The following is a 15,700-nucleotide window of genomic DNA, read 5'->3' as shown; positions in this document are numbered from 1 at the left end:
GTGGTCGACGATCTCGCCGCCGCCACCGAGCTGGTCCGTGCCCGGCCGGAACTGCGCGTGGTCACCCGCGACGGCGATCTCACCGGAACCGGTTGGGTGCTGGGCGGATCCGATCGTGCACCGAGTCAGCTGGAGATCCAGGCCGATATCGATACCGCCAAGGCCGATCTGGTCGCCGCGCAACGCCGCGCCGAAGAACTGGAGGCGGCTCTGTCCGGTGCACTTGCCGAACAAGCCGACCGCAAGGATGCCGTCGACCAGGCACTGCTCGCACTGCACGAATCCGATCAGGCCCTGGTCGTGATCTACGACCGCCTCGGCAGGCTCGGCGAGGTGGCGCGCACCGCCCAATCCGATATCGACCGGCTCACCGGCCAGCGCGCGGAAACCGAGTCGGGCCGGGAAGAGGCGCTGGCGGCGCTGGCCGATCTCGAAGCGCGGCTGCGCCGCACCGAGCTCGAATCCGAGGTCGACGACGACGGCATGGGCGCGGCGGGCACCGAATCCGCCGGCCGCGACCGCGAGGAAGCCGCCGCCGCACTGGCCGAGGCGCGCTCCATGGAAGTCGAGGCCCGCCTGGCTGTGCGCACCTCTGAGGAACGCGCGGAATCGGTTCGCGGCAAAGCGGATTCGCTGCGTCGGGCCGCGCGCGCCGAACGGGAGACCAGGGCCCGCGCCGAACGCGCACAGGCCGCGCGAAGGCAGGCCGCCGAAGTCGCTGCCGCCGTTGCCGAATCCGGTGCCAAGGTCGCCGCCGAACTGGAATCCGTTGTGGGGCAAGCGGGTGCGCGCCGTGACGAACTCGTGCGCCGCCGCACCGAATGCGCCACCCAGGTCGAGCAGATCAAGGAGCGGGTCCGCGCGCTTACCACCCAGCTGGCCCAACTCACCGACGCCGTGCACCGCGACGAGGTCGCCAAAGCCCAAGCGGCACTGCGCATCGAGCAGATCGAGGCGACCATCGCCGAACAGTTCGGCATCGCACTGGCCGATCTGATCGCCGAATACGGTCCGGATGTGCCGATGCCACCATCGGATCTGGAGTGGCAGGAGTACGAACAGGCCAAGGAGCGCGGCGAGCAGGTCACCGCGCCCGCGCCGATGCCGTTCGACCGCAAGTCCCAGGAGCGCCGCGCCAAGCGCGCCGAGAAGGACCTCGCCACCCTCGGCAAGGTGAATCCCCTTGCGCTGGAAGAGTTCGCGGCGCTCGAGGAGCGCTACAACTTCCTCGCCACTCAGCTCGAGGACGTCAAGAGCGCCCGCAAGGATCTGCTGGAAGTGGTCGCTGAGGTGGACTCGCGCATCCTGCAGGTCTTCACCGAAGCCTACGAGGACGTCGAGCGCGAATTCGTCGGCGTCTTCGCGAAACTGTTTCCGGGCGGCGAGGGCAGGCTGGTGCTCACCGATCCGTCGGACATGCTGACCACCGGTATCGAGGTGGAGGCCCGCCCGCCCGGCAAGAAGGTCAAGCGACTGTCACTGCTGTCCGGTGGCGAGAAATCGCTGACCGCGGTTGCCTTGTTGGTGGCCATCTTCCGCGCCCGCCCCTCGCCGTTCTATGTGATGGACGAGGTCGAGGCCGCGCTGGACGACACCAACCTGCGCCGCCTCATCGGCCTGTTCGAGCAGCTGCGCGAGAAGAGTCAGCTGATCGTCATCACCCACCAGAAGCCGACCATGGAGATCGCCGACGCCCTCTACGGCGTCAGCATGCGCGGCGACGGCATCACCCAGGTGATCAGTCAGCGGCTGCGCGGAGAGACCCTGACTCCGGTCGGCGCGGCCAGCTGAATGTAAGGCCCCTTCACGATCCCTTTGTGATCGTGGCCTTTTCGATTCCGCGTTGTTGCCCGACGCCGACGCCCGCCGAGTACGTTGCGAAATATGGGCGGGAGGGTGGCGCTGGTAGTCGGCTCGGAGTGCACAGCGCTGCCCAGGTTGGGTTTCACCGACGACCTCGCCACCGGCCTCTACACCGAACTGCGCGGACTCGGTGGCTGGCAACCGGCCACCGGCATCGATGGCCCGCTGCTCGATCCGACGATCGACGAATTGGTCTGCGCCGTAGACGAAGCCTTCGACACCGCGTCGAATCGGCAAGCGACACTGCTGATCAGCTTCGTCGGCCACGGCATGACCACCGCCGCGGAGAACTTCTACCTGCTCGCCCACGACTCACCGCAGCTGCCCAAGCTGCGCAACGCTTTTCACCTGACGCAGGAAATCCAGGAGCGGCTGAACAGTGCCGCGACGCTGGACGGATTGATCGTATTGATCGACGCCTGCGAGACGGGGGAGGGTGTGCGCGGTGCCGCCCGGCGCTGGCCGGAGGCCTCCGGCCCGAACGGACGCGTCGAACTGCTGGTCGCCACCGGAAATGGACCCGCCTACTTCGGCTGTTTCACCAGGACGATCATCACCACCTTCGGCAAAGGGGTACCGCACGGCGGCGAAAGTCTGCTGCCCTCGGATCTGGTGCAGCCGCTGCGCCACTGTCCCGCGCTGGAGCCGCAGTCGTTCTCCTACACCTCCGGAATCCGCACAGCCAGTAGCGATCCCGGGCTCTGGCTGGTGCCCAATGCCGCCCGCCGTGAGGACGCGGTCAGCGGCACCGCCGCGGCCGGTTTCATCGACCAGTTGATCAACGGTCTGGTCATCTCGGAGCCGTTGCGGGAGCGGCTGACCCAGGTGGTCGACGCGGGCGAGGAACGGCTGCGCGGTGTGCTCGGTCCGGCGGGCTGTGGTAAATCGACCCTGCTCGCCACGCTGATCCGCCCGGGCTGGGTGGATACACTGCCGATCAAGGCCGAATACGTCACGGCCGCGATATTTCTCGACGTCACCAGCTCCATGGAATCGTTCACCGCCGAACTGGCACAGCAGTTGGGCAGCAGGCTCGACGGTTTCAAGGCCGCGACACGCATGGTCGAATTCGATCTGGCCGAGCAGGACAGTCGTGGGCTCGATCTGTTCGAGATCAGGATTCTGCAGCCGCTGGCGAGGCTGCGCAGCTCGAAGCCGGTGCAGATTCTGGTCGACGGACTCGATCAGCCCAAGCGCGGCAGCCGTGCGCTGCTGTCGTATGCGGTCGCCGAGCTGACCCATCGCCCGCAGCTCGCGCACGTCCATCTGATCGTCGGGATCCGTGAGGGCACCGGCATCGAGAATTCGCCGCGACTCGCCCATATGCGTCGCATCGAACTGCCCGCGCCGACGACTCCGGATATCGCCAATACCGTCGCGGCGGCACGCGGCCATACCGCGCATACGAATTGGCGCGAATGGATCGATGGTCTGCTGCAGCAGACGCCGACGGGCGGTTGGCTGCTGGCGCGCCTGCTGATGGAAATCCGTTCCGATATAACCTCTTCCGATCTGGAGCGGGGAATCGGCATCGATACACTCGTGTCGCGACGGGTCCGCGACGTCGTCGACAACGCGGATTCCGCCACGGGCGCAGCTGTATACGCATTGCTCGGCATTCTGGTTGCCGCCGGTGCCGGGCCGGTGCTGCCGCTGGAGCTGCTGGAACGCGGTCTGGAATTCCTCGGTATCGAGTTGAGCACCAACCGGGTTCGCGATCTGGTTGTCCGCTTGGGGGTGTTGGTCAGCCGCGGCCGACCGGGCACCGAAGGAGAGACGCTTGGCTTGGCGCACAACGCCTTTCGGCGCTCCCTGATGGTCGCTGGGCGGCCGCAGTGGTGGCGCGATGCGCACCGGGCGCTGGCCGATGCGATCGAGTTGGATGCGGGCTCGTCGACACCCGCACCGCAGATCACCGATTACGCACGGCGATCGGCGGTGCGCCACTATCTCGGCTATGGCGATTCGGCTGCCGCGATGGCTTTCCTGGAACGGTTGATCACCCCGAGAGCAGCGGATAATCGCGATCTGTGGGCCGCCTGGATACCGTCGTTCGAATCCGCGGTCGGCCGCGATCACTCCGACACTCTCACCGCCCGCAATAATCTCGCCTTCTGGCGCGGGGAAAGCGGCGATCTGGCGACTGCTATCACCGAACACCAGGAGCTCCTCGCCGAACGGATACGCGTGCTCGGTGCGGACGATCCCGGCACCCTCACCATTCGAACCAATCTCGCCCGCTGGCATGGCGAGAGCGGTGATTTCCCCACCGCCGTAGCCGAATTCGCGCAGTTGGTCGCCGACCGGACCCGTCTGCTGGGCGTCGACGACCCGGCTACGTTGCGCACCCGGGGTGACCTCGCGCATTTTCGTGGCGAACAGGGCGAAACCGCCCAGGCCATCACGGATTTCCAGCAGCTGCTCACCGATCGGCTGCATGTTCTCGGAGCGGATCATCCCGACACCCTCACCGCCCGTTACGAACTCGCGTACTGGCGCGGTGAGAGCGGCGACCTGGATGCCGCCATCATCGAGCTGCACCAACTACTCGTCGATCAGCAACGCATCTCCGGCACGGCCGATCCGGCATTCTTCAAGACCCGCCACCACCTGACCCAATTGCACGCCGAGAGCGGCGATCACGTGCGCGCCATCGCCGAATTCCAGCAGCTGCTCGCCGAACAGGAACGGGTGCTCGGACCCGATCATCCGCATACCCTGATCACTCGCAACGATATTGCGCGCTGGCGCGGCGTGAGCGGCGACCACGCCAGCGCCAGCGCCGAATTCGAGAATCTGCTGACCGATCGGACCCGCATTCTCGGTCCGGATCATCCGCATACGCTGCGCACTCGCAACAGCATTGCCTACTGGCGCGGTGAAAGCGGCGAACACCGCAGGGCCATCGGCGAATTCCGGAAACTGATCGAGGACGAGCGCCGCATCCTCGGCCTGGATCATCCGCTCACCCTGAAGTCACGCCACAACCTCGCCCACCTGTATGGCGAAATCGGTCACTACCTCACCGCCGTCGCTGAATTCGAGCAGGTGCTGCCGGCCAGGATCCGTGTCCTCGGGAGCGATAACCCGCATACCCTGCGCACACGTCACGAACTCGCCTTCTGGCGCGGGGAGAGCGGTAATCCGGCCACCGCGGTGCTGGAGTACCAGCAGCTGCTGGCCGACCGGCAGCGGGTATTGCCGATCGATCATCCCGACACCTTGCGCACCCGCCACGCGGTCGCCTACTGGCGCGGGGAGAGCGGCGACCCGGCAGCGGCCGTCGCCGAGTACCGGCTGCTGCTGCGCGATCAACTGGCCATCCTCGGCCCGGAGCACCCCGAAACCCTCAGTACCCGGCACTGTCTCGCATTCTTCCTCGGCCAGAGCGGCCAGATCGGCGCGGCCGTCACCGAATACGAACAACTGCTCGCCGATGAACGCAAGGTACTCGGACCCCTGCATCCGGAAACCCTGCACACCTGGCACCGCCTGGCGCTCTGGCGCGGTGAGAGCGGAAATACCGCCGTAGCGCTCGCCGATCTCGAGGAGCTGCTACCGGTGCGGCTGCGCATCCTCGGTCCCGACCATCCCGATACGTTGCGCACCCGACACAATCTGGCGAAGTGGCGCGGTGAGGCGGGCCAATATGCCACCGCCATAGCCGAATACGCGGAACTGCTGGACGACCGGCGGCGCATCCTCGGTGCCGATCACCATGACACGCTGACGACCCTGCACAATCTTGCCTATTGGCGCGGTGAAGCGGTGATCCGGCCGCGGCGGTCATCGAATTCGAGCATCTGCTCGTCGACCGGGAGCGCGTACTCGGACCGGATCACCCCGATACCCTGCGCACCCGTGCGAATCTCGCGCATTATCGGGCCGAGAGCGGCGATATCGCAACGGCCCTGCCCGAATTCGAGTATGTACTCGTAAATCGCATCCGGGTGCACGGCCCGGAACACCCCAACACCTTCCGCACCCGCCACGACCTGGCGTGTTGGCTTGGTGCGCAAGGTGACCCGGCCATCGCGGTCGAGCGACTCGAGCTGCTGCTCGCCGATCGCGTCCGAGTGCTCGGCGACGATCATCCGGATACGCTGCTGAACCGCAACGAATTGGCCCGCTGGCGTTGTGAATCCGGCGATCCACAATCCGCCGTGCGCGATTTCGAGCAATTGCTCACCGACGAATATCGAATATTCGGCCGGTCCCATCCGCGCACGCTCAGCACCCGCTTCCACCTGGCGCACGCCCGCGATTCCGCGGGCGATACCGATACCGCCGCAACCGAATACCTAGAACTCTTGGCGGACCAGCTTCGTGTTCTGGGTCCCGATCACCCCAACACTCGTCGTACCCGCGCCGCCTGCCCCAATGGAAAATCCCGGTCCTAACCCTCGCCGTCTCCTCGGGATCCGCACTTCTCGTACGCGCCGAGTGCGGATCCCGACGACTTCGGTCAGTGCGAGGGTGCGAGCCGGTCGCTTTCCTGCTGGGACTTGATCATGGCGGCACCGGTTGCGCTGAGCCAGGATTCGAGGGTGCTGAGGGCGGGATAGATTTCCCGGAGTGCGGGAATATCGGCGTGCCACCCCGCGGACTCGCGCAGCAGCCGCCAGGTGTTGCCGATCTGTTCGCCGATGCCATCCGCTTCGGCCTCGGTGAGCTCGTGGTAGCGCACCGGATATCCGGTGGCCCGGGTGATCGCCGCCAGGGCCGCGACAGGAGTTATTGCGTCACCGGCCAATTCGAGGGTTCGGCCGTGGAAGCTATCCGGGTCGGCGAAGGCCAGTGCGGCGAAGGCGGCGATATCATCGATCGCGATCATCTGCAGCGGCTGGTCCGCCGGGAACAGATGCTTGTGCACGCCGTCGATGATGCCGTCCACCGGACTGCCACGCAGGACGTAATTCTCCATGAAGCGCACCGGACGCAACAGGGTGTAGCGCAGACCGCTGGCCGCGGCGGCCTCCTCGATGCTGCTCTTTCCGGCCTGGCCCCAGGCTGCGTTATCGGTCATCGAAGCAACACCGGTGAAGACGATCTGTTCGACCCCCGCGTGCTTGGCCGCGTCGATCGTCGCGATGCCGCGGGTGGCCTCCAAGTCGGCCTGCCAACCGTTCGGTCCGAAAGCGGCTGGGGGCACGAGGAATACGCCACGCGCTCCGGCGACGGCGGCGTCCAGCGTTGCGGGAGTGTCGAAGTCACCGGTTGCCAATTCCGCACCGGCGTCGGCCAATGCGCGGGCCGCGGGCGCCTGCGGATCGCGGACCAGCGCACGCACCGCGATACCGTCGGCCAGCAGTCGGCGCGCGGTCGCGCCGCCCTGCTTGCCGGTCGCGCCGGTGACCAGGATGGGGTTCTGCTGAAGGGACATGCTCGCCTTCTCTGCTCGATACAATCGGGTCGGATAACCCGTATTCGGACGATATGGGTGCAATCACCCGCTTGGCCAGGTCCAAGAACGGAAGGCCGTAACGAAATGTCTGCTTCGCTGTCCACTCCGGCACCGTCCGTGGTCGCCGCGCGGGCCGATGCCCGCCGCAATCGCGCGCTGGTGCTGGCGGCCGCGCAACGCGCCTTCGCTGAACACGGCACCTCGGTCTCACTGGCCGAGGTCGCCCGCAGGGCCGGGGTGGGCGCGGGCACTGTCTATCGGCATTTCCCCACGAAAACCGATCTGCTGGAAGCGGTTATGCAGCAGCGCGTCGACCGGCTCGCGACACTGGCCACCGAATATCTCGACGCGCCGGATCCGGGCGGCGCGTTCTTCGCGGTCTGCAGCGAGGTGGTCTTGTCGGCTCCGGGCAGCCAGGCGCTGTGCGATGTCGTCCAGTCCGATGACGGCTGGCCGAAGGCACTGCTACGCGGCGCGGGCGACCGCTTTCATCACTCGCTCGGCGCGCTGTTGACGGCGGCGCAGCGCCAAGGCACGGTCCGCTCTGATCTCGAAATCGCCGATGTGCTGGACATTTTCACCGGATGTGTCGCGGTTCAACGACGTCAGCGCCCCGGTGGTCCGCTGATTCGGGCGGTCGCGATCATGCTCGACGCCATGCGTGCGAATCCCGGAATTCGCGCCGTAACGAAACCCGATGCTGAGTCCAAATCCAGTAACGAAACTGGCTCTCGTAACGAAACCTGTCCGATCTGCGGCACCGAGATCCACCCCACCGGCACCGGTCGCCCGGCCCGATACTGCTCGGCGGCCTGCCGTCAGAAGGCACACCGCCAACGAACCATCCGCGCGGCGCGGGCCGAGGCGGCCGCGCCGCGATAATCACGACAGAATGTTCGGGTTCCGCCCGGCGACCGTCTGCCCTGGGCATCGACGGTCGGCAAAGGGGCGGGGGAGCTAGAGCAGGTCGCTCACGTCGTCCGGCACGTCGACGGCGTATTTGCGCAAGATGTCCATGGAGATCACTTCCAGGGCGTTTTCATGGGTGGCCGCCAGCACCACGGGCGCGGCGACACCGTCCTCGTGAGCGTGCAACCAGCGCACGGCCACCACACACCACCGGTCTCCCGGCTGCAGGCCCGGGAAGTTGTTCTCCGGGCGCGGCGTACTCAGATCGTTGCCGATGGACGCCTGGTGTTCGAGAAATTCAGCCGTGACGACGGTGCACACAGTATGGCTGCCCAGATCCTCCGGCCCGGTACTGCAGCAGCCGTCCCGGTAGAAGCCGGTGAGAGGATCGGTGCCGCACTCTTCCAGCGGCCCCCCAAGCACGTTTCGATCGGTCACGTCGCCGATACTATTGTCCCGTCGCGAGAAGTTCCGCAGGACAAGAAATCTCGGGGGTTGTGTGTCGGGTCCAGGACGCTGTGGTAAGGCGGAGGACCTGGTTCTGCAAGGATGGTCGGCGTGAGCTCCGAAGCCTGGATCCTGATTGCCGCTGTCGCCGCCCTGCTGGTGGTGGCGTTTGTCGCCGGATTCGTCCTGTACAAGCGCCGTCGCGTCACACTGACGCCACCTGCCGCCGAGAAAGAACTGACCGATCGGTCCGGCGGATACGCGGCCTCCGGTGGCTTCAACTTCAGCCAGGGCGGCACGGCGACCGCGACACGCCCGGAGCCTGCTCCGATCGAGCGAACCGATACCGAGGGACAACCCCATGTCGGCGACGACGCGGCGATTCCGCGTGACGCGCCCAAGCGCGGCATTACCAATGTGCCGCTCCCCGAGGGTGATGTCGAAACCGCGGAGTCCGCACCGGTCGAAACCGATGGCGCCGGCACCACGGCCGAATCCGCCACGGCCACGGTCGATTCGGATACTGCGGTCGAATCGGAGAGGGTAACCACCGAACCCGGAACCGCCCCGCCCACCAGCGCCGATACCATCGCGCCCGCGGACACGACCGCACCTGCGGACCCCACTACCGCTGCGGACCCCGGAACCGCCGCACCGACGGACCTCGCCGCACCCACCGGCACCGCCGCGCCGACGGACCCCACCGCACCGACGGGCACCAAACCAGCCCCGCCCACGAGCACCACCCCGCCGGCAGCCGAGGCACCAGCGCCGACGCCGGACAAGAACGCCGTAGAAACCGCGCCCGAACCCACCGCCGCCGACGCGGCCACCACCCCCGCCCTCGAGGAAATCGAGCCGACCGCCGGTCGCCTGGTCCGCTTGCGCGGGCGCCTGTCCCGCTCACAGAACGCTGTCGGCAAGAGCCTGCTCGGCCTGCTCGGCGGCGGCGATCTCGACGACGATTCCTGGGAAGAGGTCGAGGACACCCTGGTCCTGGCCGATCTCGGCACCGCGAGCACCGCCGCGGTGGTGGATCGCCTGCGCGAGGAGATGGCCGCGCGCAGTGTCCGCAATACCGAACAGGCTCGCGCCGTGCTGCGCGAGGTACTGGTCGAGGCGCTACGTCCCGAACTCGACCGCTCGGTGCGCGCGCTCCCGCACGACGATCACCCGTCGATCCTGCTGGTCGTCGGCGTCAACGGCACCGGAAAGACCACCACGACCGGCAAACTTGCCCGCGTACTGGTCGCCGACGGCCGCCGGGTCCTGCTCGGCGCCGCAGACACCTTCCGCGCCGCCGCCGCCGATCAGCTGCAGACCTGGGGTGAGCGGGTCGGTGCCGATACCGTCCGAGGCAAGGAGGGCGCGGATCCCGCGGCTGTCGCCTTCGACGCGGTCAGCGCGGGCATCGAGGGCGGCGTCGATGTCGTCATGATCGATACCGCGGGCCGACTGCACACCAAGACCGGTCTGATGGACGAGCTCGGCAAGGTCAAGCGCGTCGTGGAGAAGAAGGCAGCGGTCGACGAGGTCCTGCTGGTCCTGGACGCCACCGTCGGACAGAACGGCCTCATGCAGGCGCGCGTCTTCGCGGATGTGGTCGATATCACCGGCGTCGTGCTCACCAAACTGGACGGAACGGCCAAGGGCGGCATCGTCTTCCAGGTGCAGCACGAACTCGGCGTTCCGGTGAAACTGGTCGGCCTCGGCGAGGGCGCCGACGACCTGGCTCCCTTCGAGCCCGGCGCCTTCGTGGACGCGTTGCTCGGCTAGTTCCGCGGCCACTGATCCTTCTCCTCGGAAACAGCTGTCGGTTTGCTCCGACACGCATCGCACACTCGCGATGAAACGTCTGTGTACGCCAGGAAACGTGGTAGCAACACAACTGCCCCAGGCGTTCACTTAGGCGAAACACGACATCATCACGGATGAAACACCGAATGAGGACCCTTCTGTGCAGGTCCAATTGCCGGAGTCGGCAGGGCCCGAGATGAGGAGGACATTAAGGTGGCTTTTCCCCTTACCGGTGCACCGGACACCGGTGACACCGCCTGGATGCTGGCCAGTTCAGCGCTCGTGTTGTTGATGACGCCCGGCCTGGCGTTTTTCTATGGCGGCATGGTCCGCTCCAAGAACGTGCTCAACATGATCATGATGAGCATCAGTGCCATGGGTCTGGTCGGCGTGCTGTGGTCGCTATACGGATACTCGGCCGCGTTCGGTGACAACAAGTTCGGCGTGATCGGCGATCCGGCGCAGTTCTTCGGCCTCAAGGGTCTGATCGGCGGCAATTCGGTTGCCGAGGTCAAGGACGCCGCGGGCACCGTCACCACGGAGGCCGTGAACATTCCGCTCGCGGGCACCATCCCGGCGACCGTATTCGTCGCGTTCCAGTTGATGTTCGCGATCATCACGGTTGCCCTCATCTCGGGTGCGGTCGCCGACCGCCTGAAGTTCGGCTCCTGGCTGCTGTTCGCCGGTATCTGGGCGACGGTCGTCTATTTCCCGGTCGCGCACTGGGTCTTCGACTTCGACGTCAAGGATGCCGACGGCAATGTCGTGCACGAAGGCGGCTGGATCGCGAACAAACTGCTCGCAGTCGACTTCGCCGGTGGTACCGCGGTCCATATCAATGCCGGTGCGGCGGGCTTGGCGCTCGTGCTCGTGCTCGGCAAGCGCAAGGGCTGGCCGACCACCCCGTTCCGTCCGCACAACCTGCCGTTCGTCATGCTCGGCGCCGGTCTGCTGTGGTTCGGCTGGTTCGGATTCAACGCCGGTTCGGCGGTCACCTCGGGTGGTCTGGCCGGTTCGACCTTCATCACCACCACCCTCGCGACCTGCGCGGCGATGCTGGCCTGGCTGCTGGTGGAGAAGTTCCGCGACGGCAAGCCCACCTCGCTGGGTGCGGCCTCGGGTGTGGTGGCCGGTCTGGTCGCGATCACGCCGTCCTGTTCCTCGGTCAACGTGGTCGGCGCGCTGGCGATCGGCTTCGTCGCCGGTGCGATCTGTGCGCTGGCGGTCGGCCTGAAGTTCAAGTTCGGCTTCGACGACTCGCTCGATGTGGTCGGCGTGCACCTCGTCGGCGGCATCATCGGCACTCTGATGGTCGGCCTGGTCGCCGCGCCGGAGGCGGGTGCGGCCAAGACCGGCCTGTTCTACGGCGGCGGTTTCGATCAGCTGTGGCGTCAGGCCGTCGGTGCCGGTGCGGTACTTGCGTTCTCCTTCATCGCGACGTTGATCATTGCCTATATCGTGAAGTTCACCATTGGGCTGCGCGCCAGCGAGGAAGCCGAGTCGGTGGGCATGGACGAATCCGAGCACGCTGAAACGGCATACGATTTCGCTGCTGTGGGTGGCACGGCACGTACCGCCGTCAAGGAGGCATGACGACATGAAACTGATCACCGCAATCGTCAAACCGTTCACTCTGGAGGACGTCAAGTCCGGGCTGGAGCAGGCGGGTGTGTTGGGCATGACCGTCAGCGAGGTACAGGGCTACGGCCGCCAGAAGGGCCACACCGAGGTCTACCGCGGCGCGGAGTACTCCGTGGATTTCGTGCCGAAGGTTCGGGTCGAGGTGGTCGTGGACGATGCCTCGGTGGACAGGGTTGTCGAGGTGATCGTCGAGGCCTCCCGCACCGGCAAGATCGGTGACGGCAAGGTCTGGGTGACCCCGGTTGAGGCGATTATCCGAGTGCGGACGGGCGAACGCGGTACCGACGCTCTGTAAACGGAAAATCGAAATCGAGCGACGGCCCCGCTCCCACCGGATAGCCCGGTCGGGGCGGGGCCGTACGCATTTGGATGGACGGTGGTTTGTGGGTAGTCACGAGCAAGACGGCAGACAGGTAACCGAGAATGTCGGCACGAACGTCTCCAATGGCGCGACCGACCTGGTCCGGGCACGCAATCAATTGCTCGAGGGCGGACTGCCCCGTAATCCGCGGCTGGACGCGGAATCCCTGCGTTCGGCGCTGGTCGACCTGTTCGACCTGTGGCTGACCACCAAGGGCACCGAACTCGGCATCGGCCGCGACAGCGGTCTCGCTGTGGTCGCCGTCGGCGGACTCGGGCGAAAGGAGATGCTGCCGTATTCCGATCTGGATCTGGTGTTGCTGCACGATGACGTCGATCCGGCGCGGGTGGCCGAGGTCGCCGATCAGCTCTGGTATCCGCTGTGGGACGCGCATATCAAGCTCGACCACAGCGTGCGTACCGTGCCGCAGGCATTGCGCGTGGCCTCCGACGATCTCATCGCGGCCCTCGGCATGCTCGAGGCCAGGCACGTCGTCGGCGATATCGAGTTGAGCAATCTGCTGATCGGCGGGGTGCGCCGGGAATGGCGGACCGGAATCCGTTCGCGCTTCGACGAATTGCTCGAACAGGCCGAAACCCGGTGGCAGCGCAGCGGCGCGATCGCCCATCGCGCCGAACCCGATCTGAAGAACGGGCGCGGCGGACTGCGCGATATCCAACTGCTCGACGCGCTGGCCATCGCCCAACTGACGGATGCGATGCCGGGTCTCGGGCCGGATGTGCCTGGCGGCGGGGTGAAGCACGCGCGTCGCCGTTTGCTGGATGTTCGCACGGAGCTGCATCGGGTGGCCGGCCGGGCGCGCGATCAACTGCGCGCACAGGATGCCGACGAGATCGGGGCGGCCCTGCGCATCGGCGACCGCTTCGATCTCGCTCGCACGCTGAGCGATTCGGCGCGGACGGTGAGCTACTCCGTCGATGTCGGTCTGCGCACCGCCGCCAATGCGCTGCCCCGCCGTGGCCTCGCGCGACTGCGTCGCATGCCGGTTCGTCGCCCACTCGATGAGGGCGTGGTCGAACACGCGGGGGAGGTCGTGTTGGCACGGGATGCGCGCCCGCAGCGCGATCCCGGACTGATCCTGCGGGTGGCGGCGGCATCGGCGCAGACCGGGCTGCCGATGTCCGCGACCACACTCAATCGACTCTCCGAGGATGCGCCGGAGCTGCGCGAACCCTGGCCCAAGGATGCGCTCAACGACCTGTTGATTCTCCTGGGCGCGGGTCGCGGTGTCATCGATGCGGTCGAGGCGCTGGACCGAACGGGCTTGTGGGGCAGGCTCCTTCCCGAATGGGGTGCGGTGCGCGACCTGCCGCCGCGCGATGCGCTGCACACCTGGACCGTGGACCGGCACCTGATGGAGACGGTTGCCTACGCGAGCGCGTTGAGCACCCGCGTCGCCCGTCCCGACCTGCTGATGCTCGGTGCGCTGCTGCACGATATCGGCAAGGGGCGCGTCGGTGACCACAGCGTTGTCGGTGCCGAACTGGCCACCCATATCGGACGCCGTCTCGGCCTGTGGCCATCGGACGTGCGGACGCTCAGCGCAATCGTGCGCCACCATCTGTTATTGCCCGACACCGCGACTCGCCGCGATCTGGCCGATCCCGACACCGTGCAATTCGTCGTCGATGCCCTCGGCGGCGACGTGCAATTGCTCGAACTGCTGCACACCCTGGCCGAAGCCGATTCGCTGGCCACCGGACCCGGCGTGTGGGGTGATTGGAAGGCCTCGCTGATCGGGGAACTCGTGCGGCGCTGCCGCCTGGTCATGGCGGGGGACCAGCTGCCGGAGCCGGAGCCGATCGCACCGGAACTGCTGGCCAAGGCCGCGGCGGGTGGCGTGCACGTCGATCTGCGGCCCGGTGAGGGCAAGTACACCTACACGGTCACCGTGATCGCACCGGATACGCCGGGACTGCTCTCGGATGCCGCCGGGGTGTTGGCCCTGCATTCGCTGCGGGTGCTCTCGGCGACCGTCGGCAGCGAAGGTAGCTCGGCCGTCAATACGTTCGTGGTCTCCCCGAAGTTCGGCGATCCGCCGGACGGCGGACTGCTGCGGCAGGAGCTGATCCGGGCGACCGCGGGCGATCTGGATCTATCCGCGCTGTTGGCGAAGCGGGAGCGCGAGGCCACCGGTACTCGCCCGAGCCCGTACGCGCAGGCGCAGCCCCGGGTGATCTGGTCGGCGGCCTCGACCCCGGGCCAGGTGGTCCTCGAATTGCGTGCCGAGGACCGGATCGGCCTGCTCAGCCGTCTGGCTGCGGCGTTTGCCGAATGCGGTGCCGATGTCCGCTGGGCGAAGGTGGTGACCATGGGTTCCGCGGTCGTCGACGCCTTCAGTCTCGACCTCGGCGTGGACATTCCGGAGCGTCGCGAAACCGTTGAGAAGGCAGTTCTGGCCGTGGTCCCGCGGCCCGCTCCGAAGCCTCCGGAGGGAGTCGGACCACCCGGTACGAGCTCGACCCCCTGACCGGGGTGATTGACATTTGCACATGATTTGCTGAAAGCGTATGCAGCGGGCTCGACGCACCCTACTATCAGAGCGTCTGGCTATCGCGAGCATGAGGGGAGCAGGTCGGTGGCAATTGAAGTCGTTTCGGCGTCGACGATGACGAGTGACGAGACCACGCATATGGCGCGCTGCGTCGGCGGTGATCGGTGGGTGGTCTCCTGGCTGCCCGGCCGGACACTGTCCGGTCAGCAGGCTGTGACCGCTATGACGATTGCCACCACCGTTGCCACCCACGATGTGCCGACAGGCGCGGACTGGGCCATGCTCGACGACCTGGCCCTCGAGCTCGGTCTCACCGGTCGGGAGGCGGTTTTCATGGTTGCTCTGGAGAACCACGACTACCGCAAAACCGCAAAACCGCGCCGCCGCGCGTTGGAATAACGCCACGAAGCGAGCACCGCTTGCGCGAACAGGTGGGCAGTCCCATTACCCTGGGATACCAAGTGACGTCCCACGAGATCAGGAGCGCGATCGGTGTTCGAATCCCTGTCCGACCGGCTTACCGGTGCCCTCAAGGATCTTCGCGGTAAGGGGCGTCTGTCACCGGCCGACATCGACGCCACCTGTCGTGAGATCCGCCTCGCCCTGCTCGAAGCCGACGTCGCGTTGCCCGTGGTGCGCGGTTTCATCGCGAAGATCAAGGAGCGGGCCAAGGGCGCGGAGGTCTCCGCCGCTCTCAATCCGGCCCAGCAGGTCGTCAAGATCGTCAACGAGGAACTCGTCGGAATCCTCGGCGGCGAAACCC

At 66.7% G+C, this 15,700-nt stretch carries 11 protein-coding genes and 1 pseudogene; 10 read left to right on the top strand and 2 right to left on the bottom strand.

Annotated features, from left to right (window positions below; genetic code table 11):
* From ON44_RS22700 to ON44_RS22690, 3 genes and pseudogenes are all read left to right on the top strand, one after another.
* Positions 1-1,791 (top strand): AAA family ATPase (locus ON44_RS22700; protein WP_040693388.1); only part of this gene is annotated, 1,791 nt, incomplete at its 5' end.
* A 93-nt stretch (positions 1,792-1,884) separates the two neighbouring features.
* A pseudogene (locus ON44_RS46990) lies at positions 1,885-5,574 on the top strand (tetratricopeptide repeat protein); the annotation flags it as partial.
* 239 nt (positions 5,575-5,813) lie between these two features.
* Positions 5,814-6,263: a tetratricopeptide repeat protein gene (locus ON44_RS22690; RefSeq protein ID WP_040693385.1), complete on the top strand. Its 450-nt coding sequence runs from the start codon at positions 5,814-5,816 to the stop codon at positions 6,261-6,263.
* Between the two features lie 65 nt (positions 6,264-6,328).
* On the opposite strand, the gene ON44_RS22685 is transcribed toward ON44_RS22690, so the two are convergent.
* Entirely contained in the window at positions 6,329-7,246 is a 918-nt protein-coding gene (locus tag ON44_RS22685; protein ID WP_040693383.1) for an NmrA family NAD(P)-binding protein, read from the bottom strand.
* A 105-nt stretch (positions 7,247-7,351) separates the two neighbouring features.
* Between ON44_RS22685 and ON44_RS22680 the strand changes: the two genes are divergently transcribed.
* Positions 7,352-8,149 (top strand): TetR/AcrR family transcriptional regulator, encoded by a 798-nt coding sequence (locus tag ON44_RS22680; protein WP_051182343.1) that lies wholly within the window; start codon positions 7,352-7,354, stop codon positions 8,147-8,149.
* Positions 8,150-8,224: 75 nt separating this feature from the next.
* Here the strand turns inward: ON44_RS22680 and ON44_RS22675 are convergent, their stop codons facing one another.
* Complete coding sequence (locus ON44_RS22675; protein ID WP_019048221.1) at positions 8,225-8,614, bottom strand: DUF2237 family protein; 390 nt, start codon at positions 8,612-8,614, stop codon at positions 8,225-8,227.
* 120 nt (positions 8,615-8,734) lie between these two features.
* On the opposite strand from ON44_RS22675, the gene ftsY reads away from it, so the two are divergent.
* From ftsY to ON44_RS22645, 6 genes are all read left to right on the top strand, one after another.
* Complete coding sequence (ftsY, locus tag ON44_RS22670; protein ID WP_040693390.1) at positions 8,735-10,399, top strand: signal recognition particle-docking protein FtsY; 1,665 nt, start codon at positions 8,735-8,737, stop codon at positions 10,397-10,399.
* A gap of 234 nt (positions 10,400-10,633) precedes the next feature.
* A complete protein-coding gene (locus ON44_RS22665) occupies positions 10,634-12,013 on the top strand; it encodes an ammonium transporter (protein ID WP_040693379.1) in 1,380 nt (459 codons plus the stop codon).
* Between the two features lie 4 nt (positions 12,014-12,017).
* Positions 12,018-12,356 (top strand): P-II family nitrogen regulator, encoded by a 339-nt coding sequence (locus ON44_RS22660; protein WP_040693378.1) that lies wholly within the window; start codon positions 12,018-12,020, stop codon positions 12,354-12,356.
* Between the two features lie 88 nt (positions 12,357-12,444).
* Positions 12,445-14,913, top strand: coding sequence for a [protein-PII] uridylyltransferase (locus tag ON44_RS22655; RefSeq protein ID WP_040693375.1), 2,469 nt, complete (start codon positions 12,445-12,447; stop codon positions 14,911-14,913).
* Positions 14,914-15,021: 108 nt separating this feature from the next.
* The gene (locus tag ON44_RS22650; protein WP_040693373.1) at positions 15,022-15,336 is read left to right on the top strand and encodes a hypothetical protein; all 315 of its coding nucleotides are present in this window, start codon (positions 15,022-15,024) and stop codon (positions 15,334-15,336) included.
* Positions 15,337-15,429: 93 nt separating this feature from the next.
* The coding region (locus ON44_RS22645) for a signal recognition particle receptor subunit alpha (protein ID WP_040693369.1) at positions 15,430-15,700 on the top strand (271 nt) is incomplete at its 3' end.

The organism is Nocardia vinacea NBRC 16497 (genome assembly GCF_000308835.1).
GTDB classification, from domain to species: Bacteria; Actinomycetota; Actinomycetes; order Mycobacteriales; family Mycobacteriaceae; genus Nocardia; species Nocardia vinacea.
Note: the sequence above shows the minus strand (reverse complement) of the source record. Positions and strands in the feature narration are given on the sequence as shown.